Annotated in this window: 20 protein-coding genes; 10 read left to right on the top strand and 10 right to left on the bottom strand. The window is 58.6% G+C overall.

Annotation, left to right across the window (positions count from 1 at the left end):
- Window positions 1–144: 144 nt before the first annotated feature.
- From uvrA to ACDI13_RS06690, 3 genes are read left to right on the top strand one after another with little or no spacing between them, the layout of a single operon-like run.
- Window positions 145–5,847, top strand: coding sequence for an excinuclease ABC subunit UvrA (uvrA, locus tag ACDI13_RS06680; RefSeq protein ID WP_372372900.1), 5,703 nt, complete (start codon window positions 145–147; stop codon window positions 5,845–5,847).
- Window positions 5,820–6,932, top strand: coding sequence for an aminodeoxychorismate synthase component I (pabB, locus tag ACDI13_RS06685; protein ID WP_316990925.1), 1,113 nt, complete (start codon window positions 5,820–5,822; stop codon window positions 6,930–6,932). The genes uvrA and pabB overlap by 28 nt, the downstream gene beginning before the upstream one ends.
- Window positions 6,933–6,942: 10 nt before the next feature.
- Window positions 6,943–7,593 carry an aminotransferase class IV gene (locus tag ACDI13_RS06690; protein WP_316990924.1) on the top strand — a complete coding sequence of 217 codons (651 nt, stop codon included), beginning with the start codon at window positions 6,943–6,945 and terminating at the stop codon, window positions 7,591–7,593.
- On the opposite strand, the gene ACDI13_RS06695 is transcribed toward ACDI13_RS06690, so the two are convergent.
- Window positions 7,570–8,370, bottom strand: coding sequence for a tRNA threonylcarbamoyladenosine dehydratase (locus ACDI13_RS06695; protein ID WP_316990927.1), 801 nt, complete (start codon window positions 8,368–8,370; stop codon window positions 7,570–7,572). The genes ACDI13_RS06690 and ACDI13_RS06695 overlap by 24 nt on opposite strands.
- A 252-nt stretch (window positions 8,371–8,622) precedes the next feature.
- Here ACDI13_RS06695 and ACDI13_RS06700 point away from each other — a divergent pair, with 252 nt between their 5' ends.
- The 5 genes from ACDI13_RS06700 (at window position 8,623) to purU (ending at window position 12,571) form a co-directional block, all read left to right on the top strand.
- Complete coding sequence (locus tag ACDI13_RS06700) at window positions 8,623–9,294, top strand: gamma-glutamylcyclotransferase (RefSeq protein WP_316988466.1); 672 nt, start codon at window positions 8,623–8,625, stop codon at window positions 9,292–9,294.
- 9 nt (window positions 9,295–9,303) lie between these two features.
- Window positions 9,304–9,936: a pyridoxamine 5'-phosphate oxidase gene (pdxH, locus tag ACDI13_RS06705; protein ID WP_316988465.1), complete on the top strand. Its 633-nt coding sequence runs from the start codon at window positions 9,304–9,306 to the stop codon at window positions 9,934–9,936.
- A 39-nt stretch (window positions 9,937–9,975) separates the two neighbouring features.
- Window positions 9,976–10,488: a flavin reductase family protein gene (locus ACDI13_RS06710; protein WP_316988464.1), complete on the top strand. Its 513-nt coding sequence runs from the start codon at window positions 9,976–9,978 to the stop codon at window positions 10,486–10,488.
- An 87-nt stretch (window positions 10,489–10,575) separates the two neighbouring features.
- Window positions 10,576–11,691, top strand: a complete 1,116-nt coding sequence (locus ACDI13_RS06715; protein ID WP_316988463.1) for an NAD(P)/FAD-dependent oxidoreductase — start codon at window positions 10,576–10,578, stop codon at window positions 11,689–11,691.
- Window positions 11,692–11,716: 25 nt separating this feature from the next.
- The gene (gene purU, locus ACDI13_RS06720) at window positions 11,717–12,571 is read left to right on the top strand and encodes a formyltetrahydrofolate deformylase (protein WP_316988467.1); all 855 of its coding nucleotides are present in this window, start codon (window positions 11,717–11,719) and stop codon (window positions 12,569–12,571) included.
- A gap of 206 nt (window positions 12,572–12,777) precedes the next feature.
- On the opposite strand, the gene ggt is transcribed toward purU, so the two are convergent.
- Both ggt and ACDI13_RS06730 read right to left on the bottom strand, forming a co-directional pair.
- Window positions 12,778–14,523 carry a gamma-glutamyltransferase gene (gene ggt / locus ACDI13_RS06725; RefSeq protein WP_316988462.1) on the bottom strand — a complete coding sequence of 582 codons (1,746 nt, stop codon included), beginning with the start codon at window positions 14,521–14,523 and terminating at the stop codon, window positions 12,778–12,780.
- Window positions 14,520–15,401 (bottom strand): LysR substrate-binding domain-containing protein, encoded by an 882-nt coding sequence (locus tag ACDI13_RS06730; RefSeq protein WP_316988461.1) that lies wholly within the window; start codon window positions 15,399–15,401, stop codon window positions 14,520–14,522. Before ACDI13_RS06730 ends, ggt begins: the two co-directional genes overlap by 4 nt.
- 273 nt (window positions 15,402–15,674) lie before the next feature.
- On the opposite strand from ACDI13_RS06730, the gene ACDI13_RS06735 reads away from it, so the two are divergent.
- Window positions 15,675–16,868: an acyl-CoA dehydrogenase gene (locus ACDI13_RS06735; protein ID WP_316988460.1), complete on the top strand. Its 1,194-nt coding sequence runs from the start codon at window positions 15,675–15,677 to the stop codon at window positions 16,866–16,868.
- A 258-nt stretch (window positions 16,869–17,126) separates the two neighbouring features.
- Here the strand turns inward: ACDI13_RS06735 and ACDI13_RS06740 are convergent, their stop codons facing one another.
- Window positions 17,127–17,573 carry a MaoC family dehydratase gene (locus ACDI13_RS06740; protein WP_316988459.1) on the bottom strand — a complete coding sequence of 149 codons (447 nt, stop codon included), beginning with the start codon at window positions 17,571–17,573 and terminating at the stop codon, window positions 17,127–17,129.
- A 275-nt stretch (window positions 17,574–17,848) separates the two neighbouring features.
- Here ACDI13_RS06740 and ACDI13_RS06745 point away from each other — a divergent pair, with 275 nt between their 5' ends.
- On the top strand, window positions 17,849–18,679 hold the full coding sequence (locus ACDI13_RS06745; protein ID WP_372372905.1) for an alpha/beta fold hydrolase: 831 nt from the start codon (window positions 17,849–17,851) through the stop codon (window positions 18,677–18,679).
- 66 nt (window positions 18,680–18,745) lie between these two features.
- Here the strand turns inward: ACDI13_RS06745 and ACDI13_RS06750 are convergent, their stop codons facing one another.
- From ACDI13_RS06750 to mog, 6 genes are all read right to left on the bottom strand, one after another.
- Window positions 18,746–19,771, bottom strand: coding sequence for an L-threonylcarbamoyladenylate synthase (locus ACDI13_RS06750; protein ID WP_316988457.1), 1,026 nt, complete (start codon window positions 19,769–19,771; stop codon window positions 18,746–18,748).
- A complete protein-coding gene (locus tag ACDI13_RS06755) occupies window positions 19,764–20,945 on the bottom strand; it encodes a 5-(carboxyamino)imidazole ribonucleotide synthase (RefSeq protein WP_372373100.1) in 1,182 nt (393 codons plus the stop codon). Before ACDI13_RS06755 ends, ACDI13_RS06750 begins: the two co-directional genes overlap by 8 nt.
- 15 nt (window positions 20,946–20,960) lie before the next feature.
- Complete coding sequence (gene purE / locus ACDI13_RS06760) at window positions 20,961–21,473, bottom strand: 5-(carboxyamino)imidazole ribonucleotide mutase (protein ID WP_316988455.1); 513 nt, start codon at window positions 21,471–21,473, stop codon at window positions 20,961–20,963.
- A gap of 239 nt (window positions 21,474–21,712) precedes the next feature.
- On the bottom strand, window positions 21,713–22,525 hold the full coding sequence (locus tag ACDI13_RS06765; RefSeq protein ID WP_372373101.1) for a phosphoribosylaminoimidazolesuccinocarboxamide synthase: 813 nt from the start codon (window positions 22,523–22,525) through the stop codon (window positions 21,713–21,715).
- A gap of 205 nt (window positions 22,526–22,730) precedes the next feature.
- Window positions 22,731–23,795 carry a class II fructose-bisphosphate aldolase gene (gene fba / locus ACDI13_RS06770; protein ID WP_316988454.1) on the bottom strand — a complete coding sequence of 355 codons (1,065 nt, stop codon included), beginning with the start codon at window positions 23,793–23,795 and terminating at the stop codon, window positions 22,731–22,733.
- A gap of 81 nt (window positions 23,796–23,876) precedes the next feature.
- Window positions 23,877–24,506, bottom strand: a complete 630-nt coding sequence (gene mog, locus ACDI13_RS06775) for a molybdopterin adenylyltransferase (RefSeq protein ID WP_316988453.1) — start codon at window positions 24,504–24,506, stop codon at window positions 23,877–23,879.
- Between the last annotated feature and the right edge of the window lie 48 nt (window positions 24,507–24,554).

The raw sequence follows: 24,554 nt of genomic DNA on the forward strand, positions 1-24,554 counted from the left end.
CGCGTTAAGATACAAAGGCTAGAGTGTGCATCCCTGGCAACACCTTGCTGGCATGTACCGCTCTCACTGGCGCATGGGGCCTGTTTGACAGGCCTTTTCGCTGCCGCGTCCCTACTCTGCCCTCTCCAGAAAGCCGACCTTGCCATGAGCTCAGAAATTCGCATTTTTGGCGCCCGCCAGAACACTCTGAAAAACCTGAATGTACGTATCAAAACGGGCGAGTTACTGGTTATTACCGGCGTTTCAGGTTCAGGCAAAAGCTCACTGGCCTTTGACACTCTGTATGCAGAAGGCCAACGGCGCTACGTAGAAACCTTCTCGCCCTATGCGCGTCAGTTTCTGGACCGCATGGACAAGCCACAGGTCGATCGCATCGAAGGCATCTTGCCCGCCATTGCCATCGACCAGGTGAACCCGGTACGCAACTCGCGCAGTACCGTGGGCACCATGACGGAGCTGAACGATTACATCAAGTTGCTGTACGCCCGTCTGGGCGAGCTGTATTGCCGCCAGTGTGCCCAGCCTGTACGCCGCGACAATGCCGACAGCATCGCCCAACAGATTCGCCAACTGGCGGTAGACCACGACGATCCTCGTCTGGTTCTGACCTTTGCCGTCAAGGTTCCGGCCAACTTCACGCAGCAAGAAATTGAAACCTTGCTGCATCAGCAGGGCTACACCCGCCTGCACCACGAAGAAACACAGACCGTCACGGTCAGCAGCAGCACGAAAAAGGGCAAAAGCAGCAAAACCGCTTCCACAGAACAAAAGCTTCTCTATGTGATTCAGGATCGCTTCCGCGCCAGCACGGTCGAGCCGGAGCGTTTCATGGAAGCCATCGAAGCGGCCTTGCGCCACGGCCAGGGCAAGCTGACGGTGTACGCCTCGGCCAGTGCCGATGGCCCGGAAACCGCCTGGCGTTTCAGCCAGGGCCTGCACTGTGCCCAGTGCGATATCGAATACAGCACGCCGGTTGCCAGCACCTTCTCGTTCAACTCGCCTCTGGGCGCGTGTGAGTCCTGCCGTGGCTTTGGCCGGGTAATGGGCATTGATTATGGTCTGGTCGTTCCCGACCCCAGCAAAAGCCTGCTGGAAGGTGCAATCCGCCCTTGGCAGACGGCCAGCTACAAGGAATGTCAGGTCGAGATGGAACGCTACGCCCCGGCGGCCGGTGTGCGTCTGGGCGTGCCCTGGAAAGATTTGAGCCAGGAAGAGCGCGACTGGGTGATTAACGGTACCCCAGACTGGAAAGGCGGCAATCAGGCCTGGAAAACACAGTGGTACGGTGCCCAGCGATTCTTTGACTGGCTGGAATCACGTGCCTACAAGATGCACGTACGTGTGTTGCTGTCCAAATACCGCAGCTACAACACCTGCCCGGCCTGCGCGGGTTCTCGTCTGAAACCCGAAGCCAGCCTGTGGCGCGTGGGTGATCAGGCAGCGCCCGCCGACTCCCGCTATCCACGCTTCATGCCCGTGCATTCCAACTGGCTGCGCGAGCAACTGGATGCCATGCCCGGCCTGAGCGTCCCGGACCTGATGCGTCTGCCTATTGAGCATGTACGTACCTTCTTCCGTGGCCTGCACTTTGGCGACGCACGCGATGCAGCCATTGATCTGCTCTTGAAAGAAACCTTGTCCCGCCTGGACTATCTGTGCGATGTGGGTCTGTCCTATTTGTCCCTGGACCGCCAAAGCCGCACCCTGTCTGGCGGTGAAGTGCAGCGTATCAACCTGACCACGGCGCTGGGCACCTCGCTGGTGAACACCCTGTTCGTGCTGGACGAGCCTTCGATTGGTCTGCACCCGCGTGACATGCACCGCATTATTGAAGTGATGCACCGTCTGCGCGGCAATGGCAACACCTTGGTGGTGGTTGAACACGACCCGCAAGTGATGGTAGCTGCCGACCGTATTCTGGACATGGGCCCCGGCCCTGGCGAGCGTGGCGGTCAGATTCTGTTTGATGGTTCGCCCCAAGCCTTGCGCGGCGCGGAAACGCTGACAGGCCGCTATCTGAGCGGCGAGCTGAGCATCGAATCGCCCCGCCCTATGCCGGTGGCCGAGAACACGCCCCGCCTGCTGCTGGAAGACGTCAGCGCGCACAATCTGCGTCATATCTCCGTGTCCATTCCACTGGGCCGTCTGGTTTGCGTGACGGGTGTATCCGGCTCGGGCAAATCCACGCTGATTCAGGACGTGCTCTACCCGGCCATCCTGAAACAGCAAGGCAAACCGACGGAAGCCCCTGGCCCTTACGGCGCCTTGCTGGGCGCCGAGCAAATTGCCGAAGTGGTGATGGTAGACCAGACGCCTATCGGCAAGACAGCCCGCTCCAACCCGGCCAGCTATGTCGGGGCCTTTGACCCTATCCGCAAACTGTTTGCCCAGGCCCCGCTGTCCAAAGAACGCAGCTACACGCCCGGCACCTTCAGCTTCAATAGTGGCGATGGCCGCTGCCCCACCTGCGGCGGCACGGGCTTTGAACATATCGAAATGCAATTCCTGTCCGATGTGTACCTGCGCTGCCCGGATTGCGATGGCAAGCGCTTCCGCCCAGAAGTGCTGGAAGTACGTATCGAACACTTTGGTCGCAGCGCCTCGATTGACGAGGTGCTGGACATGACCGTGCATCAGGCCATGGAGTTTTTTGAAGGTTTGCGCGATGTACAAACTGGCCTGGCGCCACTGGCCGATGTTGGTCTGGATTACCTGAAACTGGGCCAACCTGTGCCCACGCTCTCAGGCGGTGAAGCGCAGCGTCTGAAGCTGGCGGCTTATCTGGCCCAGGCTTCGCGTACCCGTCTAAGCCAGGTGAAAGTCGCCAAGAAAGGCAATCTGTTCCTGTTCGACGAGCCCACCACCGGCCTGCACTTTGACGATATTGCCCGCCTGATGCGCGCCTTCCGCAAGCTGCTGGCCGCCGGTCACAGCCTGCTGATTATTGAGCACAATCTGGACCTGATCCGCGCGGCCGACTGGATTATTGACCTGGGCCCTGAAGGTGGCGAGCATGGTGGACAATTGTTGGGCGCGGGGACGCCTGACGACATCATGGCGCTGGCGCAATCGCACACCGGCCATGCCCTGAAAGAGTACGAACAAGCCATCCTGGGCAAAGGCTCGGCCCTGTTCCAGGAGCCTGCGGTAGATTACAAGGCTAGCTCGGGCGGCAGCAACGATGGCCAGATCGCCATCCTGAATGCGCGCGAGCACAATCTGAAAAACATCTCGGTACACATTCCGCACAACACCTTCACGGTGGTGACGGGTGTATCCGGTTCGGGTAAATCCACCCTGGCCTTCGACATTCTGTTTAACGAAGGTCAGCGCCGCTACCTGGAGTCCTTAAACGCGTACGCCCGTGCCATTGTGCAGCCAGCCGGTCAGCCCGATGTGGACGCGATTTACGGTATTCCACCTACCGTTGCCATTGAGCAGCGCACCAGCCGCGGGGGTCGCAAGTCTACCGTGGCCACCATGACGGAAATCCACCATTTCCTGCGCTTGCTCTATGTGAAGCTGGCCACCCAATACTGCCCGGACTGCAAGGTTCCTGTGGCCCCGCAAACGGCTGAGCAAATTGCCGCACAACTGCTGCGTGATCACAAGGGTGAGCATATTGGTTTGCTGGCTCCGCTGGTCACCGCTCGCAAGGGTTACTACACCGACCTGGCCAAATGGGCGCAAGGTAAGGGCTATACGCACTTGCGCGTGGATGGCGAATTCATCCCCGTCAACCCTTGGCCCCGTCTGGACCGCTACAGCGAACACACACTGGAACTGCCGGTAGCCGACCTGATTATTGACCCGCGCCACGAACTGCAACTGCGCCAAGCCATACGCGAGGCGCTGGAACTGGGCCACGGCTCCTTTAGTGTGCTGGCTCCATTGACGCCATCGGGCTCCCTGTCGCTGGAGCAACGCCGACAAGGTCAGCCGCTGTCCAATGCCAGCCAGCAACATTTCTCCGTCAAACGGGCCTGCCCCTGCTGCGGCACCAGCTTCCCCGAGCCGGACCCACGCATGTTCTCCTACAACTCCAAGCACGGCTGGTGCAAGGACTGCTTTGGTACGGGCTTGAAGCTGACCGGCTTCGACCAGGAACAAACGGGCGAGGAAAACAACTGGAACAACGGCTACGACGGCGAAGCCGTGGAATGCCCAAGCTGTCATGGCCAACGCTTGAACCCGGTCTCTCTGGCGTTTGAATGGCGCGACCAGTCCATTGCCAAGCTGGCCGGTTTACCCGTGGACGAAGCACAGACCTTTTTTGGCGGCCTGAACATGAGTGGCCGCGAAGCCGATATTGCGCGCGACATTCTGAACGAGATCCGCAGCCGTCTGGACTTCATGCACGAAGTGGGCCTGGGTTATCTGGCGCTGGACCGTGCTGCCCCCACCTTGTCGGGTGGTGAGGCCCAGCGTATCCGTCTGGCCGCCCAGTTAGGCTCGAACCTGCAGGGCGTCTGCTACGTGCTGGATGAACCCACCATCGGTCTGCATCCACGCGACAACCAGATTTTGCTGAACGCCATGGCGCGCCTGGAAGGCAATGGCAATACGCTGGTCGTTGTCGAGCACGATGAAGACACCATACGCCGCGCCCAACACATTATTGATATGGGCCCCGGCGCGGGTAAACGCGGCGGTGAAGTCATCGCCCAGGGCACGCTGGCAGAAATCGAGGCCAACCCCAATTCGCTGACTGGCCGCTATCTGCGCGAGCCGCTCAAACACCCCATGCAGGCACGCCGCCCCGTCCAGGCCGATGCACCCATGCTGACGGTCCACGATGCCAGCCTGCATAACCTGAACAAGGTCCAGGCCGGTATTCCACTGGGCAAACTCAGTCTGGTGACGGGCGTGTCAGGCTCCGGAAAATCCACTTTTGCCCGTGATGTGCTGCTGGATAACTTGCAGCGCGTTGTCGGCAGCAAAGAAAAACCCGTTTGGCAGGGTTGCTCCAGCATCAGTGGCTGGGAAAGCCTGGACCGCGTGCTGGAAGTGGACCAGACCCCGATTGGCAAAACCCCTCGCTCCTGCCCGGCCACCTATATCGGTTTCTGGGACGAAGTACGCAAACTGTTCGCCAACACCAACGATGCCCGCCTGCGCGGCTGGAGCGCGTCACGCTTTTCCTTCAATACCGGCGATGGCCGCTGCCCCTTGTGCGAAGGCCAAGGCATGCGCACCCTGGAAATGAGCTTCCTGCCGGATGTGAAGGTGCCTTGTGACGCCTGCCACGGCCAGCGTTTCAACCCGGAAACACTAGCCGTCACCTGGCGCGACGTCTCCGCCGGCCAGCTTTTGCAAATGGATGTAGACGAGGCCGTTGAATACTTTGCCGCACATCCTAAAATATTGCGCCCGCTGCAATTGATGCAAAGCGTGGGCCTGGGTTATCTGACCTTGGGTCAGCCCTCTCCCACCCTGTCCGGTGGCGAGGCGCAGCGCGTCAAGCTGGTCAGCGAACTGGTCAAGGCCCGTCTGGACGAAGGCCTGACCCGCACGGGCCGCGCCTACAAGGCTCCACACACCCTATACGTGCTGGACGAGCCTAGCGTGGGCCTGTCCATGGCGGATGTGGAAAAGCTGATTGTGGTGCTGCACCGACTGGTTGATGCCGGTCATACCGTGCTGGTGATTGAACATAATCTGGATTTGATTGCCGAAGCAGACTGGATTGTCGATCTGGGTCCCGAAGGCGGCTCGGGCGGCGGCAGGCTGGTGGTGCAGGGCACCCCGGATCAGGTACAGGCCAACCGTGCCTCGCATACCGGCATGGCCCTGGCGGAATTTTTAAAGGAACACGGCGCATGTATGGCCGATTTGAAGACAGACTAAAAGGCTATGCGCTGGAAATGCAGGGCTACCTGGGCCATATCCAGGCTCGTAGCCCGGAAGACTTAAGTACTGCTTTTGAAAAAATCGAACAGGCTCGTCAGGCCGGCCACTGGGTGGCCCTGGCGCTGGACTACGAACTGGCCGAGCTGTTCGAGCCCTGTCTGCCTGCTCGCGAGGCGGCGCCCCATGCTCCCCTGAACGCGCTGGTGTTTGAACAGGCGCAGGAAGTGGCTTTATGGGATGGTCAGGCAAAGCCCGAGTTGAAAATCAGCCTGCCAATCAGTCAGCAAAACTACCGGGATGCGCTGGCCCAGGTTCAGCAAGGTTTGCAAGCCGGGGATTTTTACCAGATCAACTACACCATGCCCCTGAACATTCAATCCGGCATGGCACCACGTGAACTCTATACCGCACTGGCCAGCCGCCACCCGGTGGCCTACGGTGCCTATCTGGATCTGGGTGATCGGCATATCCTGTCGCTTTCACCCGAGCTGTTTCTGGAAAAACGTGGCAATACCGTGTGGACCCGCCCCATGAAAGGCACACGCCCGCGCGATACCGACCCTGTTCAAGATCAGAAAAACGCCCAGGAGCTGCAAAACAGCCTGAAAGACCAGGCCGAGAACCTGATGATTGTGGATTTGTTGCGCAACGATCTGGGCCAGGTAGCCCGCACCGGCACCGTACAAACCACCAGCCTGTTCGATGTAGAGCAATATGCCTCGGTCTGGACCATGACGTCCAGCATTCAGGCCGACGTAGAGCCGGATTGCAGCCTGGAGACCCTGCTGCGCGCCCTGTTCCCCTGTGGTTCGATTACCGGCGCCCCCAAGCTGGCTGCCATGCAATGCATACGTCAACTGGAAACGCAGCGACGCGGTATTTACTGCGGCTCGGTCGGCTTCCTGAACCCCAACGGCGACCTGTCCCTGAATGTCAGCATCCGCAGTCTGGAACTGAACAATCAAGGCCAGGGGACGTTCGGCGTAGGCGGTGGCATCGTGCTGGATTCGGACCCGGACCAGGAATGGCTGGAGTGCTTGTGGAAAGCACGTGTATTGCAGGCCCCTGTAACACTGACTTAAAGGCAGCATCATGAGCCAAAGCAAACCTGAATTGATAGAAACCCTGCGGGTAGACGCGGACGGCCAAATCCCCCTGCTGGAACTGCATCTGGAACGCGTAGCACGCAGTTGTGCGGAACTGGGCTACGACTGGGACGCACAAACCTGGCTGCAGGCGATGCATGTGGCCCTGGGCCAGGCCCCCGTCAACACTGCCTTGCGGCTACGCATTCTGTGGAGCGCAACCGCCAGTGCGAAGGCCGAGGCTCAGAGGCTGCCTGCGCTGGAAGGCCCCGTGCAACTGTGCCTGTCCAAGACCCCTCTGCCAGCCCAGGACCCGCTGCTTTCGCACAAGACCACGCATCGCCCCTGGTATCAGGACGCCGCTGCCCTGCTGGAAAAGCATCCCCAACTCTTTGATGTGATTTTTCTGGATACGCAAAACCGGGTTTGCGAAGGCAGCCGAAGCAATATCTATATCAAGGATGAACAGGGCCACTGGTGGACGCCACCCGCGCAAGGCTGGCTCTTGCCCGGCGTGCAAAGGCAGGCGCTCCTGAATAGCGGGCTGGCCCGTGAAACAGACATTTCTCTGGATGACTTGCTCAATGCCAAGGCAATCCGAATCTCGAACGCCTTGCGTGGCTGGCAGGACGCCTTACTGGTTCAGGATCCGGTTTAAGGCGTAATCGGCGGCCTGCATTCCCATACTGGCCGTGACCGTCACCCCGGAACCATAGCCTGCACAGGCCAGGCCTTGCAGGGCACCATCTTCAGCCTGTGTCCAGTTTTGTGGCAGGCGGGTTTCCTGCTCGAACCACAAGCAATCCACCCCCATGCGGGGCACACGCTTCAAGGCACGGCCCTGGGCATCGCTGCCACGCGCAAAGCCATGCTGCTTGCGCAGAATCTGACGCAGCTTGTTCAAAAGCGCATCATGACGTGCCACCGACAAATCACCCCGGCGTAAAGTCAGCGGGTCGGTTTTGCCACCAGCCCCGCCACAGCTCAACAGGGGCACCTTGCAACGCTTGGCCTGCAAGATCAGGGCGATCTTGGCGCTGGCCTGGTCGGTGCAATCCAGAAACACGTCAGGGCGCTGCTCCATCAGGCCAGCCGCATTGTCCTCGGTAACAAAGTCCTCGATCAATTGCAGCCGACAGCTCGGATTAATTTGTGCGATGCGCTGGGCCATGGCTTCAATCTTGGCCATCCCCAAAGTGCTATCCAAAGCAGGCAACTGGCGGTTGATATTGGATTCAGCAATATTATCCAGATCGATCAAGGTAATCCGGCCCACGGCAGAACGGGCCAAGGCCTCCACCGCCCAAGTTCCCACGCCCCCGATACCCGCCACCATCACATGGGCGGCCGCCAGACGCTCGCGCGCTCCGGCTCCATACAAACGATCCAAACCGCCGAAACGGCGTTCGGCATCCATGTTGTGCTGCTCTGTCATGCAATCTGTCCATCACCGGCCCATGCGGCCAAACCCGTTAATTCTACGTCTAATTGCGCCTGCCCAGCCCGTGAAATGGGCCTTATGCCCTGGAGGCTTGACTATGCTCTGCCAAATAGCAACACTCATATAAGCAAATGAGTATTTTTCCTTAGTTATCAGCAGCAAAGCCCGCTACAGTGGACTGTGCTTGCTCTACAATTGTCATAGGTTTCAAGCATCTGTGATTTTGGCTTACCACCCCTTCTTGCCGTGAACATCGATTCTATTTCCGCCTCACCTTCCGCCGTACCCACACCGTGCAGCTTTCGTGTCCTGACTGACGAAGAGCGCAACGCCTCTTTGCGTCAATCCCTGGAAGAGGCACAGTGGTGTGAAAAGCAAGACCTGTGGGTCTATGGCTACGGCTCCCTGATCTGGCGTCCCGATTTTGAATTTGCCGAGCAGCGCCAAGCCTTGCTGCGCGGTTACCACCGGGCGCTGTGCTTGTGGTCACGTATCAACCGTGGCACGCCCGAGCAGCCCGGTCTGGTCTTTGGGCTGGATGTCGGTGGTTCTTGCCGGGGCATGGCTTTCCGCATTCCGGCTGAAAGCGTGCCCAAGGTCTTCGATGCCCTGTGGCTGCGCGAGATGCCCAGCGGAGCCTATATTCCCCGCTGGTTGCGCTGCCGCACCAGCCAGGGCGATATTCGTGCCCTGGTCTTTACCATGAACCGCAAGACCGATGCTTACGTACCCCGTATGCCGGACGAACAACTGCGACAAGTGGTGTACTCGGCCCAGGGAACCAACGGCCCTTGCATCGAATACGTCATGGAAACCGCCTCGGCGCTGCAACGCTCTAAAATTCTGGATAAACGCCTGCAATCAGTGGTTCAATTACTACAGAGCCAGACTGCACGGCTTAATCCTCAACAAGCCTAAGAGCGCCCCATGTCCCTTGCCGATTTGCGTAACGAATACGAACGCTTTTCCCTGAGCGAAAACGAACTCCGTTCCGATCCCCGCCAGCAATTCCAACACTGGCTGGATCAGGCGATTGAATTGAAAGAAGTCGAACCTACGGCGATGACGCTGGCCACCGTGAGCCCGGAAGGTCGCCCATCGGCGCGCATTGTCCTGCTCAAGGCGTACGACGAACAAGGACTGGTGTTCTTTACCAACTACCAATCTCGCAAGGGCACGGATCTGGACCACAATCCTTGGGCCAGCCTGTCCTTTTTCTGGGCCTCCATGCAGCGCCAGGTGCGCTTTGAAGGCCGCATCAGCCGCATCAGCGCGGCTGAATCCGACGAGTACTTTCACAGCCGTCCTCTGGGCTCACGCATTGGTGCCTGGGCCTCGCCGCAAAGCCAACCCATCAGCCGCACAGAGCTGGATACCCGCGCCAAGCAGTACACTGAAAGCTTAGGTGAACATCCCGCCCGCCCTGAACACTGGGGTGGCTTCCGACTGACTCCAGACCATGTTGAATTCTGGCAAGGCCGTGCCTCGCGCCTGCACGACAGGCTGGTGTTCGACCTCAAGTCCCCCTCTGACTGGCAGGTGAGCCGACTGGCTCCTTAACACGCTCCCTTGGGGACGTATGCCCTCAGACTCGATGCAATGACTGTTTTTTCTTCTACTTTCGATAGCGACTTCTTTCGTTCGGCACTGGGCCGTTTCGCCACTGGCGTGACGGTTGTGACCGGCGCCAACAAAGACCACCCCGATCAGGCCATCGGCCTGACCGTCAGCTCCTTTAACTCTGTTTCCCTGGATCCGCCACTGGTGCTATGGTCGCTGGCCAAACGGTCCCAGTCTCTGCCGCATTTTGTGGACGGCGAAGGCTATGTGATTCACGTTTTAGGAGCCAGCCAGCTATCACTGGCCAAACGCTTTGCCTGGGGCAGCCAGGCCGAACGTTTTCACGATCACCCCACTAAACGCTCCCCGCACGGCTTACTCATGCTGGACGACGAGCGTTGCAGTGCCTGGTTCGAGTGCAAGCCTTATGCCATGCATGAAGCCGGCGACCACCTGATCTTTATCGGTGAAGTCACCCACTGCGAACGCAGCGCCCATCAACCCCTGATCTACCACGCAGGCGACTTTGACCTGACCCCTTCCCTGGCGTGACAGGGTGTTGCAAGGCGCCCCTGACGGCAGTTGCATGGCAGGAGTACACTACGCCTTTTGCGCTTACCCGCCAATAAGGTCCTGATCATGGCAAACGACGTTGATTGCATAGTGCTGGGAGCAGGGGTAGTAGGGTTAGCCTGCGCCCGACAAATGGCCCAGCAAGGCATGGAAGTTCTGCTGATCGAGCAAACCGCCAGCATTGGCAATGGCATCAGCTCGCGTAACTCTGAAGTCATACACGCGGGCATCTACTACACCCCCGGCAGCCTGAAGGCCCGCTTGTGTGTAGAAGGCAAAACCCAACTGTATGACTACTGCCAGGAACATCATATAGACCACGCCCGTTGCGGCAAGCTGATTGTGGCGACCACGCCCGAGCAGGAGGCCGATCTGCTGAAACTGCAGGCCCAGGCACGTACTTGCGGTGTAAACGATTTGCAGTGGCTGGATGCCGCTCAGGCCCAGGCTCTGGAGCCGGCCTTACAGTGCAGCGCCGCCCTGCTTTCTCCTTCTACCGGCATTGTGGACACCCATGCCTTGATGCTGGCCTTGCAAGGCGATGCGGAGAACCACGGTGCCCAACTGGTCTTCAATACGCCCTTTATCAGTGCGCGTGTCCTGCCCGGACAGGGTTTTGAGGTCCACGTCGGTGGCGCAGAGCCTTTCAGCCTGACGAGCACCTGCCTGATCAATGCGGCCGGTTTGGGCGCTGTCGCCGCGGCACGCCAGATCGAGGGGCTGGATGCCCGCCATATCCCGAATGCCTATCTATGCAAAGGCAGCTATTTCTCTTTGACGGGTCGCTCGCCCTTCAAGCACCTGATTTACCCCATGCCCAATAAAGCCGGGCTGGGTGTGCATCTGACGCTGGATCTGGCCGGTCAGGCCCGCTTTGGCCCGGACACGGAATGGGTGCAGGACGAGAACTACGATATGGACCCGCAGCGGGGCCACTCTTTTTACGCGGCCGTGCGCGAGTACTGGCCTGCTTTGCCTGATAACAGTCTGAACCCTGCCTATAGCGGTATCCGGCCTAAAATTGTGCCCGCAGGCCATGCGGCAGCCGACTTTGTCTTTTCAGGTCCCACCGAGCACGGCATACCTGGACTGCTGAATCTGTTCGGCATCGAGTCTCCCGGCCTGACCGCGTGTTTAGCGATTGCACAACACAGCCAAGAAACCCTGGCCCAGGCCGCTTAAAAATTTTTCTGAAATCTTTACAATACTGTCGATGAACGATTACATCTTGACCCTATCCTGCCCGGATCGTACCGGCATTGTCCACAGCGTATCGGGCTGGCTGCTAGAGCAGAACGGCAACATTCTTGAGGCACAGCAGTTTGGCGACGCCGCCACCAACCGCTTTTTCCTGCGCATCCAGTTTTCCCTGCCCGAAAAGCAGGACGTCAACGCGCTGCAAACCAGCTTCGCCCCCATTGCTGAAAAATTCAGCATGGACGCCACTATTTATGACGCCCAGCGCAAAGCCCGCCTACTGATCCTGGTCAGCCGCCAAGGCCACTGCCTGAACGACCTGCTGTTCCGCGCCCATAGCGGCCAATTGCCGGTTGAAATTGCTGCCGTGGCTTCCAACCACACCGACCACGCTGGCCTGGCTTCCTCCTACGGCATTCCTTTCCATCACCTGCCTGTGACACCGGAAACCCGTCCCCAGCAAGAGCAGCAGATCATCGACCTGGCTCGTGACCTGAAAATTGATCTGGTTGTGCTGGCCCGCTACATGCAGATTCTGTCCACCAATCTGTGTCAGTCCCTGTCTGGTCGCGCCATCAATATTCACCACAGCTTTCTGCCTAGCTTCAAGGGTGCGCGTCCCTACCATCAGGCCCATGCTCGCGGTGTGAAGATTATTGGTGCTACCGCTCACTACGTAACGGCGGATCTGGATGAAGGCCCGATCATCGAGCAAGACGTTGAGCACGTCACCCACGCTGTCAGCCCAGCAGAACTGACCCAGATCGGTAGCGATGTGGAATCTCTGGTTCTGGCCCGTGCGGTGCGCGCCCACGTTGAGCACCGTATCCTGCTGAACGATCAACGCACGGTGGTATTCCGCTAAGCAGTGCGATCAGGCCTGTTTTCAAGCCTGACAAACAAAGCCCTCAAGGCGGTGGATAGAGATCCACGCATTGAGGGCTTTTTTACTCGCTGCCCATTTCTCTCAAAAACCAGACGCCTTGCCCCTACTCGCTACGTAGCAGTTGGCTCTGCCTGTCTCATAGACACGAGCACGGTTTACTTCGGGCACACGACTACACGCTCTGCTTATTGCCCTAAGGCCAAACCTTCACGCCTGGGATCTACCCCCGCCTCCAGTCCTTCCTGGGTCCAGCGAATCACATGCGTACCGCTGGGAAAGGGCTGCTCGCGTACCTCGTGGCCCATCGCTCTCAAAGCCTGTGCCTGCTCCGTCACCGCGGTTCCCGCTTCCAGTTCGGTCGCCCAGTTGCGGCTACCGTAATGGGGCAGGCTGACCGCCTGTTGAGCATCCAGATCCCATATCAACATGCCGGTCAGAGCCTGAGCCACATACGGGATGATGGCGCTGCCACCGGGTGAACCCAAGGCAATCACCGGGCGACCATCCTGCATCACCATCATCGGAGCCATGGAACTGCGCGGGCGCTTGCCTGGCTCCACCCGATTCACGGATAGGCGTCCCATCTCGTCTTTAGGACTCAAGGCAAAGTCCGTCAACTGATTGTTCAGCAAGAAGCCATGCACCATGATCTTGCTGCCAAAGGCAGACTCTACTGACGTGGTCATGGACACCACCTGCCCCTTGTCATCCGTCACGGACAAATGTGTGGTGGAAGGCAGCTCGGGCGTGTTGTCGCTTGCGGCTTGTGAGTCGGCCAAGGGCTTGCCCGGTTGAGCGTGTCCCATGGAACGGTCTGGCTGAATCAAGGCAGCGCGGGATTTCAAATACTCCGGAGCCAGCAAAGCTTGTTGTGGCACAGACACAAAAGCCGGATCCGCCACCCAGGCATCCCGATCCGCGAAGGCCAAACGCCCCGCTTCAGAGAAATAATGAATCGCCTCCACAGATTGCGGCTTCGCCTCAGCAATGGGCGTGTGCTGCAAGATCCCCAGCATCTGCATCACACTGATGGCCCCAGAGCTGGGGGGAGCCATGCCACAGAGGGCCACTTGCTGCCAGTCCATACAGAGGGGCTCACGACGCAAGGCACGGTACTGTGTCAAGTCAGACACTGCCAAATCACCCGCAATCGGGTCAGCGGCGACGGCAGCCACCATATCCTGGGCAAGGTCTCCTTGATAGAAAGCCTGCGCGCCCTGCCTGGCCAACAAGCGCAGCACCTGCGCGTATTCCTTGTTCTGCAAACGATGACCCACTGGCCAGGGCTTGCCCTGTTCGTCCAGGAAATAGGCGCGTGTAGCCACTTTGTCAGCCAGCTCAGGATTATCAGCAATCAAGGTATTCAAACGGGGGCTGACGTCAAAACCGACCTCAGCCAGCTCAATTGCTGGATCAAACAAATTTGCCCACGGCAGCACGCCACCGTCTTTATGCATCAACTCCAGGGCACGCAGCAAACCCGGCACCCCGACGGAGCGACCACTATTGACCGCCTGCTTGAAGGACATGGTTTTACCGTCCAGCTCGAAGCGATCCAGACGGCTGGCCGCAGGTACGGTTTCGCGTCCGTCATAGCTCATCAGGCCGGTCTTGGGGTGGAACATCAGCAAGAAGCCGCCACCGCCTATGCCGGAGGACTGTGGCTCCACCAGCCCTAACACCAGTTGAGCCGCAATGGCCGCATCCACCGCACTGCCGCCCTGTTCCAGAATGCGCAAACCGGCCTGAGTCGCCAAAGGGTGAGCTGTCACCACCATGCTTTTCTGGGTGACCAGCTTGTCGCGCTGCATGACACTGCTGGCCGCTTCCGGATTCAAGTGCTGGCTGGCTACTTCCCGGGCATGCGTCGGTAGCGCCAGGGCCAGGGTCAAGGCAGCCGACAGCAGAGCCGGTTTCCAGTGCAATCTCATGTGTTCTCCTTTTCGTGCTCAAGCAGCCATTGTTCCAGCAAAAGCACCGCTTCGCTGGGCTCATTGGCCGTGGGATAACTAAAAAAATAGGCCTCGCTAACGGGCATGGCATGGTCCAGCGACATGATGAGCTCGCCCTGCTCCAGCGCCTGTTGCACCAGAAAACGCGGCATCAAGGCCACGCCCATGTCGGCATGCAGCGCCGCCATCACCAGACTGAACAGCTCGTAACGCGGGCCGGAGCTAACTCGCAGATCAGGCTCCAGACCGGCTGACCGATACCAGTCCGACCAGCTATCGGGGCGTGTGGACATATGCAGGTGAACCAGCTTTTGCCAGTCGCCACCAGCAGCCAGCTTGGGCGAGCAGACGGGTACCAGCTCGCCTTCGTCAAACAGTTTGATGCCCTTGGTTTGCGGCCATAACTGCCGTCCATGATAAATAGCGGCATCAAAGGGATGGTCACCAAACTGAAACGGAGTGGTACGTACGGACAAACTAACCGTAATGTCAGGGTACTGCCGGGAGAAACGGGCCAGGCGCGGCATCAGCCACACCGTAGACAAGGTAGGCAGCACGGCCAGATGAATGCTGTGGCCCACACCGGCGCGTGCAATCAAGCTGAACGTATCTTTGCCGATTTGCTCCAGATGATGGCGAATGCGAGCAGCATAATCGCGCCCCGCCGGGGTCAGGACCAGACGCCGCCGCACCCGTGTCAACAAGGTCACGCCCAACCGTTGCTCCAGGCCGCTGACCTGCCGGTACACCGCGCTATGCGTCAAGGACAGTTCCTCCGCCGCTCGGGAAAAAGTCCCCAAGCGGGCCGTGGCCTCAAAGGCCTGTAATGCGCCCAAACTGGGCACGCCTTGTCTCATAGGTCTCCCTCTTAATCCTGCCAGCCTCAGTCCTGCCCATTCAGCTCAGGGTCGGATCGTTACGCCAACACACGACATTGTGCAATTTTATCAATTGCCTTGTGCGGTTTATGCACACTATGCTGAGACTTTAGCCTGATATCGCCCACCTGAAGATGCGCAAATCTTCCCGCGTTCAGCGATACTTGGCCTGCTCTTTCCCTGTTTCCAGACCGATGGTGCCCTTGTTGGCCCCACCTGATTGACCGTCTTTGATCTACCCGGAGTACCTCTATGTCTGCCAATCCCTCTTTCCATTGGGACGACCCCTTGCTGCTGAATCAGCAGTTGAGCGATGAAGAGCGCATGGTGCGCGATGCCGCCCACGCCTACGCACAGGAAAAGCTCTTGCCGCGCGTGCTGGAGGCTTTTCGCCACGAACAGACCGACCCCGCCATCTTTGCCGAGATGGGCTCGCTGGGCCTGTTGGGGGCCACCATTCCTGAAGCCTACGGTGGCGCTGGTCTAAACTACGTCAGCTATGGTTTGATCGCCCGCGAAGTGGAGCGTGTGGACTCGGGCTATCGCTCCATGATGAGCGTGCAGTCCTCGTTAGTCATGGTGCCGATTTTTGAGTTTGGCAGCGAAGAGCAGAAACAGAAATACCTGCCCAAGCTGGCCAGCGGGCAATGGATTGGCTGCTTTGGCCTGACTGAACCCAATCACGGTTCGGACCCCGGCGCCATGGAAAGCCGCGCCGTGAAAGTGGACGGCGGCTATCGCCTGAGCGGCAACAAGACCTGGATTACCAATTCCCCCATTGCCGATGTGCTGGTGGTCTGGGCCAAGGTCGTGGGCGGTGAAGACGACGGCAAGATCCGTGGCTTCATTCTGGAAAAAGGCATGAAGGGCCTGTCCACCCCGGCCATTCACGGCAAAGTGGGCTTGCGCGCTTCCCTGACCGGCGAGATTGTCATGGCCGACGTGGACATTGCAGACAGCCAGATGCTGCCCCATGTCTCGGGTTTGCGTGGCCCCTTCACCTGCCTGAACTCGGCCCGCTTCGGGATTGCCTGGGGTGCCTTGGGTGCCGCCGAATCCTGCTGGCATACCGCCCGCCAGTACACCCTGGACCGCAAGCAGTTTGGCCGCCCCTTGGCTGCCAATCAGTTGATCCAGAAAAAACTGGCCGATATGCAGACCGAGATTACGCTGGCGCTACAAGGCTGCCTGCGTCTGGGACGCATGAAAGACGAAGGCACGGCGGCCGTCGAAATCACCTCCATCATGAAGCGCAACTCCTGCGGCAAGGCACTGGATATTGCCCGACTGGCACGCGACATGCTGGGCGGCAATGGTATCTCTGACGAGTTCGGTATTGCCCGCCACCTGGTCAATCTGGAAGTGGTGAACACCTACGAAGGCACCCACGATGTACACGCTCTGATTCTGGGGCGCGCACAAACCGGGATTCAGGCTTTCTTCTAAAGTAAGCCAAACAGGGCAAAGCCAGAAACTTTGCCCTTGTTCGCTCAGAACCTGATCAAACGGGTGGGTTCCAGACAGCGGGAAGATATCCCCTCATCTGTATCCTTGGTTTTTACCGCCGGGCCACTCAACGATAAAAAAACGTCCATCAAGAACAAAAGACGTAGCGTGGTGGTTCTTACCAGTCGCAGGGTCATTTCCAGGCCGAAAACAGCCCCTGGGAAATCGGCAGGCCAAAGATAGCGTGTGGTGGTCTTTTTATTCTTGTGCGGGCTTCAACTCAAACATGCTGGTGGCTTCCAGCTCCAGCACCAATTCATCACACTGGTTGAACACATTCCAGTTCCAGCGAATGATGCCCAGGTCTGAACGGCTGCTAGACACACGTTTGGATGCTACCGTGGCCTCCAGACGAATGGAATCACCGGCCCGAACGGGTAGCACCCAACGTAAACGCTCCACGCCCGGCGAGCCAAACGACTCGGAGTCATGTAAGCCGCAGTCCACCGCCATACGCATGGCCTTGCCACACGTCAGCCAACCACTGGCAATCAAACCGCCCCAATGGCCTTGTTCAGCCTGCTTTTCATTAATATGAAAAGACTGTGGATCGTATTTTTGGGCGAAATCCAGCATCTCTTCACGAGTCACAAGGACAAGTGGATGCTTGATAAGCATACCCACTTCAAATTCAGCAAATTTCATGTTGTTGTGTAAGCAAAAAAACCCCTACGCTATGCCTTCGACTTGCCGCTCCCCAAGGGGGAGTTTTTACCTTGGGGCGGCCCGGTGGCAAAAAAGATCGAGAGCGCCACTCTACCATCTCTGCCAAAATTTGCAGCCCCCGGTCCAAAGCGGCCCAAAACAGCAGCAAAATGTCCACATCAAGGATCAGCTTGGGCACGCTTGTGCGTCGTTGATCAATCTATGGCATAAAGAGAGTTTCCTACTTACTTGAACGCCCAATGTGTTCAGGGCGTATGCACATCAACGCTATGACAACACTCGCTTCATCTTTGCAATTTGCGAGCCTGACTCAAGGCACGCAAGCCATTGAACTGGAATATCAACGCATTGCCCCCGAACGGGAAACTGCTCCTTTGCTGGTGTTTCTGCACGAAGGCCTGGGTTCAATTGCCATGTGGAAAGACTGGCCAGCACAGTTGTGCGAACAAACCGGCTGTAGCGGCCTGATGTATTCCCGCTATGGATACGGCCGCAGTACCCCGCGCCCCGACAATAGCCCCAAAGAGCCAGACTATCTGCATGAGCAGTCGCTGGAGGTGCTGCCCCAATTGCTGGAGCAACTGGGTGAAGACGGCAAGAAGCGCCCAATTGTGCTGGTTGGCCACAGTGATGGTGGTTCGATTGCCCTGCTGGCAGCCAGTGGCTTTAGCGACAAGCTGCAAGGCATTGTGGTGATGGCCCCGCACCTGTTTGTGGAAGAGATTTCCCTGCGCGGCATTCTGGTCGCCCGTGAAGCCTACGAGCAAGGCTTTCTACGTGAACGACTGGCACGCTATCACGATGATGTGGAATCCGCCTTTTGGGGCTGGAATGCCACCTGGACAGAACCCCAATTCCGCGACTGGAATATTGAAGAGGACGTCAGCCGCATCACCTGCCCGATTCTGGCCATTCAGGGCGTGGATGATGAATACGGCACGCTGGAGCAGATCCGTCGCATCAAGGAGCTGGTGCCGCACACGGAGCTGCTGGAGCTGGAGCAATGCGGTCACCTGCCCTACCGGGATAAGGAAGCGCAGGTGAACCAGGCAATTGTGGACTTTCTGAAGCGAACAGCCCGCTAAACAGCGAACTCACTCAGTCCCTAAGCTCAGTCCTTAACGCACACACACGCCTACTGAACAGCAGCCTTACTCAAAGGCTGCTGCGGCTCGGCCCAGGCGGTCATTTACCGCCTGCCAGTCTGCCGTATCCGGGCAACGCTGCACCCAAATATGCTGGTACTGACCTTGGTCCAGACGACGCAACATGGCATACAGGTCCTGGGCATAAAGCTGCGCATCCGAGCTGCACACATACCAGTCGTGTACATCGGCCGAAAAAGGCGGCAAGGCGGCAAAAGCAACAATGGCCTGCTTGCCCCCTTTGGCCAAAGCAGCCTGCACCGCAGGTGCATTGCCTTCATCAAATAAAGACAAAGGGGTACGCGGCGCATAGTGCGCTTTCAAGCTGCCCGATACCTGTGGGGCTTGTTGATCTGGACTGGCGGGTTCGTAGCCGATGACCTCGGCAATCATGGCCGCACTGATATGGCCGGGCCGCAAAAGTACGGCACCCACACCCTGATGAGTACGCGAGACGTCCACAATAGTGGACTCGATGCCCACTTCCGACGGGCCCGCTTCCACAATCAGCAGTTCCTCTGCACTCATGTCCGCGAACTCATCGCGTACATGGCTGGCAGCCGTGGGCGATACCTGACCAAACTTGTTGGCCGATGGCGCCGCCACACCGGCCTGACCGCTGGGCTTGAGTTCCGCCATGCGCTTGAGCAAGGCTTGAGCCACCGGGTGGGAAGGACAACGAATACCAATGCTGCTTTGCCCACCACTGACCGTATCCGGAATAGCCGGATTGCGCGGCAAGATCAGCGTCAAAGGACCGGGCCAGAAGGCATCCATCAATTGCTGCGCTACAGGTGGAATATCCGTCACCCAGTAGCGCAAGTCAGCCCCTGGGGCCACATGCACAATCAAGGGATGATTCGCAGGACGGCCCTTGGCCTTATAGATCAGTTGCACCGCAGCCGGGTTTTCTGCATCCGCGCCCAGACCGTAGACTGTCTCGGTCGGAAAGGCCACCAGCCGCCCTTGCGTCAGCACACGGGCGGCTTGCTCTATCTGCTGCTCGGACGGGCTGGGGGCTGTATCAGTCATGGTCAAAAGCGATATCCAAAGCGGCGGCAGCTCGGGCCGTGCGTTCACGCACTTGCTGATCCGACTCGCCCACAATATTCACATGGCCCATCTTGCGGCCAACACGGGCCTCGGCCTTGCCATACAGGTGCAAGGACACGCCAGGCACAGCCAGCAAGGCAAGCCAATCGGGCTCACGCATCTGACCTTGTTCGTCGAACCAGATATCACCCAGGATGTTGAGCATCATGGATGGACACAGCGCCTGGGTGTCACCCAAGGGCAAAGCAGCCATCACACGGGCCTGCTGCTCAAACTGACTGGTGACACAAGCATTCATGGTGTAGTGGCCGCTATTGTGCGGACGAGGAGCCACTTCATTGGCCAGCAAACGGCCATCTTCCAGAATGAAGAATTCCACACACAAGACACCCACATAATCCAGCGTACGGGCGATAGCCGCCGCCGCCTGACGGGCCTGCTCGGACAAGGCATCGTCCTGAAACTGGGCGCTGATGGTGGACACGGCCAAAATGCCATCACGATGTTCGTTACGGGCACAAGGGAAGGTTTTCACCTGATCGTCCAGACCACGGGCCAGAACAACCGAAACTTCGGATTTCAAGGGCTGCAGGGCCTCCAGCACACAGGCCTGGGAACCGAACTCCTTGAAGGCCGCCAGCGCCTGTTCACGGTCTGCCACACGTGCCTGACCCTTGCCGTCGTAACCAAAGCGCGCCGTCTTCAGAATGCCGGGGAACAAGGCGCTGTCAGCGGCCTGCAAATCGTCCAGGCTTTCGATGGCCGCATACGGAGCCACCGGCACACCGGCCTGCATGATAAAGGCTTTCTCACGAATGCGATCCTGCACAATGCCGACGGCATCGCCGGACGGGGTGACTCGGGTGTGCTGGGCCAGGGTCAGCAAGGACTGCGCCGGGACGTTCTCGAACTCGGTACTGACGGCTTGGCACAAGTCCCCCAGACGGGCAAGTGCTTGTGCGTCATCGTAGGCCGCACAGATATGGAGGTCGGCGACCGCACCAGCAGGGCTATGGGCGTCCGGGTCCAGCACGGCCACCTTGTAGCCCAGGCTTTGGGCACTATGGCAGAACATGCGGCCCAGTTGGCCGCCTCCAATCATGCCCAGCCAGGAGCCAGGGACCAGAAGGGCAGCATCAGTCATGGGGGTCATCATCACAAAATAAAATCAGGCAGTGGCAGGAGGAACACGCATCGCACGGGCGGCCTCGGTCTGGCGGGCACGGTACGCAATCAGTTTTTCAGTCAGCACGGTATCGTTGACGGCCAAGTTGGCAATCACGTGCAGCGCGGCATTGGCGGCACCGGCTTCGCCAATGGCGAAAGTGGCAACCGGCACGCCCTTGGGCATTTGCACAATCGACAACAGGGAATCTTCGCCGCGCAGGTAGCGTGAAGGCACAGGTACGCCGAACACGGGCAAGTGTGTCAGGGCAGCCAGCATGCCGGGCAAATGAGCCGCGCCGCCTGCACCCGCAATAATGGCTTTCAGGCCACGGGCCGGAGCCTGGGCACCGTAATCCACCATATCAATCGGCATGCGGTGGGCAGAGACCACACGAGATTCATAGGACACACCAAATTCGTCCAGAATGGCCACGGCCTGGCTCATGACCTCCCAGTCGCTGGAGGAACCCATCACAATGCCCACGGTGGGGGCGGCAGGAGTTTGTACGCTCATCAGAGATACGCCCTAAAAGGAAGAAGGCGCCATGCTGCCGGGCGCCTTGGTCAATAGAAAAACAGCAGGGTCCATCCAAGGATGGGTTTTCCGGCGAGGCAGACTTTGCTCTGCCCATCGCCCTCCCCCAAAGCCCGGCTCGCTGTCGCACGTCGTCCACGGACATGGCCGCTTGGCACCCTGCTGAGGACGAGCAGGCAGCTCGTTTACAACGAGCGCCTGTCCGGGCTGCAAACCGTTCACGCTGTCAAGCGTTCCAGGGCTTCGCGGTACTTGTCAGCGGTACGCTGGGCCACCTCAGCAGGCAAGCGAGGAGCGGGTGGCGTCTTGTCCCAAACCTGGGTTTCCAGCCAATCGCGCACAAATTGCTTATCGTAAGACGGTGGGCTGATGCCTTCGGCATAGCTGTCGGCTGGCCAGAAACGCGAGGAATCCGGGGTCAGCACTTCGTCCATCAAATGCAGTTGGCCTTGATCATCCAGGCCAAACTCAAATTTGGTATCGGCAATCAGAATGCCACGGCTGGCTGCGTAGTCGGCCGCTTCGGTGTACAGACGCAGAGTCACGTCACGGATTTGCTCGGCCAGTTCCTGACCAACTTCCTTGACTACATGGGCAAAATCCACGTTCTCGTCGTGCGAACCCATTTCTGCTTTGGCAGCCGGTGTAAACAGCACGTGAGGCAACTTGGCCGCTTGCTTCAAGCCAGCCGGCAAGGTGATGCCACAAACCGCGCCGGTAGCCTGGTAGTCTTTCCAACCCGAGCCAATCAGGTAACCACGAGCCACGGCTTCCACCATGATGGGCTTCAAACGCTTGACCACCATGGAGCGGCCTTCCACTTGGGCGCGCTCTTCAGGCGCCACCACATCAACCGGGTTCACGCCCGTCGTGTGATTAGGGATGATGTGTGCCAGCTTGTTCAGCCAGAACTCGGTCATCTGCGTCAAGACAGCGCCCTTGCCGGGAATGGGGTCGTCCAGAATCACATCGAATGCCGAAATGCGATCACTGGCCACAATCAACAACTTATCCTCACCCACCGCATACATATCCCGAACTTTGCCGCGTGCGAGTAGCGGCAGGGAGCTCAGGCTGGATTGATGTAAGGGCTCTTGCACGATTTCATCCTTAAAACGAAAACATCCCGCTGACTATGAATGCAGGCGGGACGACAATCCCGGCGCCTGCGGCACCGGGCAAAGACGCGGAACCGGGGCGGGCAGTCGTGCTGCCCACGCCTGCTCCGCCTGACAATTACTTAACGATCTGGGACAACTCGCCGGTGCTGTACTGGCGAGCAATTTCTGGCAAGGAAATAGCCTTGATCTTGGAGGCCTGACCGGCAGCGCCGAACTGCTGGTAGCGGGCCACGCACACTTTCTTGGCGGCTTCGCGAGCAGGTTTCAGGTATTCGCGTGGGTCAAATTTCTCTGGATTCTCGAACAGGAAACGACGGATGGCAGCGGTCATGGCCAAACGGATATCGGTGTCGATATTGACCTTGCGCACACCGTACTTGATGGCTTCCTGAATTTCCTCCACGGGCACGCCGTAGGTTTCTTTCATATTGCCACCAAACTGGCGGATTTCAGCCAGCAGTTCCTGAGGCACGCTGGAGCTGCCGTGCATGACCAGGTGTGTGTTGGGCAAACGACGGTGAATTTCTTTCACGCGCTCGATGGACAGAATGTCGCCAGTGGGCTTGCGAGTAAATTTGTAAGCGCCATGGCTGGTGCCGATGGCGATGGCCAGGGCGTCCAGTTGGGTACGGGTCACGAATTCAGCCGCTTGTTCTGGGTCGGTCAGCAACTGGTCCAGAGTCAGAACGCCGTCGGCACCGTGGCCGTCTTCCTTATCGCCCTGCATGGTTTCCAGGGAACCCAGGCAGCCCAGTTCGCCCTCAACCGTCACACCCAGCTTATGAGCCATGTCGACTACTTTGCGGGTGACTTCCACGTTGTACTCAAAGTCGGCAATGGTCTTGCCATCGGGCAACAAGGAGCCGTCCATCATCACGCTGGAGAAACCCAGCTCGATAGCGCCTTTGCAAATCTCGGGGGACTGGCCGTGGTCCTGGTGCATCACCACCGGGATGTTGGGGTAGGACTCAACAGCAGCTTCGATCAGGTGACGCAGAAACGCTTCGCCTGCGTATTTACGGGCGCCAGCCGATGCCTGCATGATGACGGGGCTATCCGTCTCCGAGGCGGCTTCCATAATGGCCTGGACCTGCTCCAGGTTATTGACGTTGAACGCTGGAATACCATAACCGTGCTCGGCCGCGTGATCGAGCAGCTGGCGCATGGACACTAGGGCCATGAGAAGACCTCCTGAAGACTAAAATAATTGAAAAACCTGGCTGAACACAGTCCGTGTCCAGCCCATTGTTGGTTGAGCGTGTTAACTGGCGCTCCGACGCGCCGACTTGGGACGGAACGCATTGACCACATGCTCGTGCGTTTGTGCGTAAGGTCCACCAATCAGGTCGATGCAATACGGAACGGCTGCAAAAATACCCGGCACCAATACGTGTCCGGTTTCTGAATCCCGTAATCCTTCCAGAGTTTCCTGAATGGCTTTGGGCTGCCCAGGCAGATTGATAATCAGAGCAGCGTGATCCTGAATTTCTCGGATGACCGCAACTTGCCGCGACAAAATCGCTGTTGGTACGAATTTTAAACTGATTTGACGCATCTGTTCACCGAATCCGGGCATTTCGCGCGTTCCCGCGTCCAGAGTCGCCTCCGGCGTCACATCGCGACGCGCCGGGCCAGTGCCGCCAGTGGTCAAAATCAGGTCGCAACCCGCTTCCACCAAGTCGATCAAGGTATCGGTAATCTGGGTACGCTCGTCGGGAATCAGCCGCTCCAGATAGGCCGGCGCGACCGTCAGGGCGGAGTCCAGCCAACTGCGCAAGGCCGGAATGCCTTGATCCTGGTACTGTCCGCTGGAGGCGCGATCCGAAACCGACACCAAGCCGATACGCAATTGATCCGGATGCTCGCGGGGAGACTGTCGATTGAATGTCATGCTTTTCCTTGGAAGCAAAATAAACTACAGGCCCTGCAAGGGCCTGCC

Source organism: Alcaligenes faecalis (genome assembly GCF_041521385.1).
Taxonomy (GTDB): Bacteria; Pseudomonadota; Gammaproteobacteria; order Burkholderiales; family Burkholderiaceae_B; genus Alcaligenes; species Alcaligenes faecalis_E.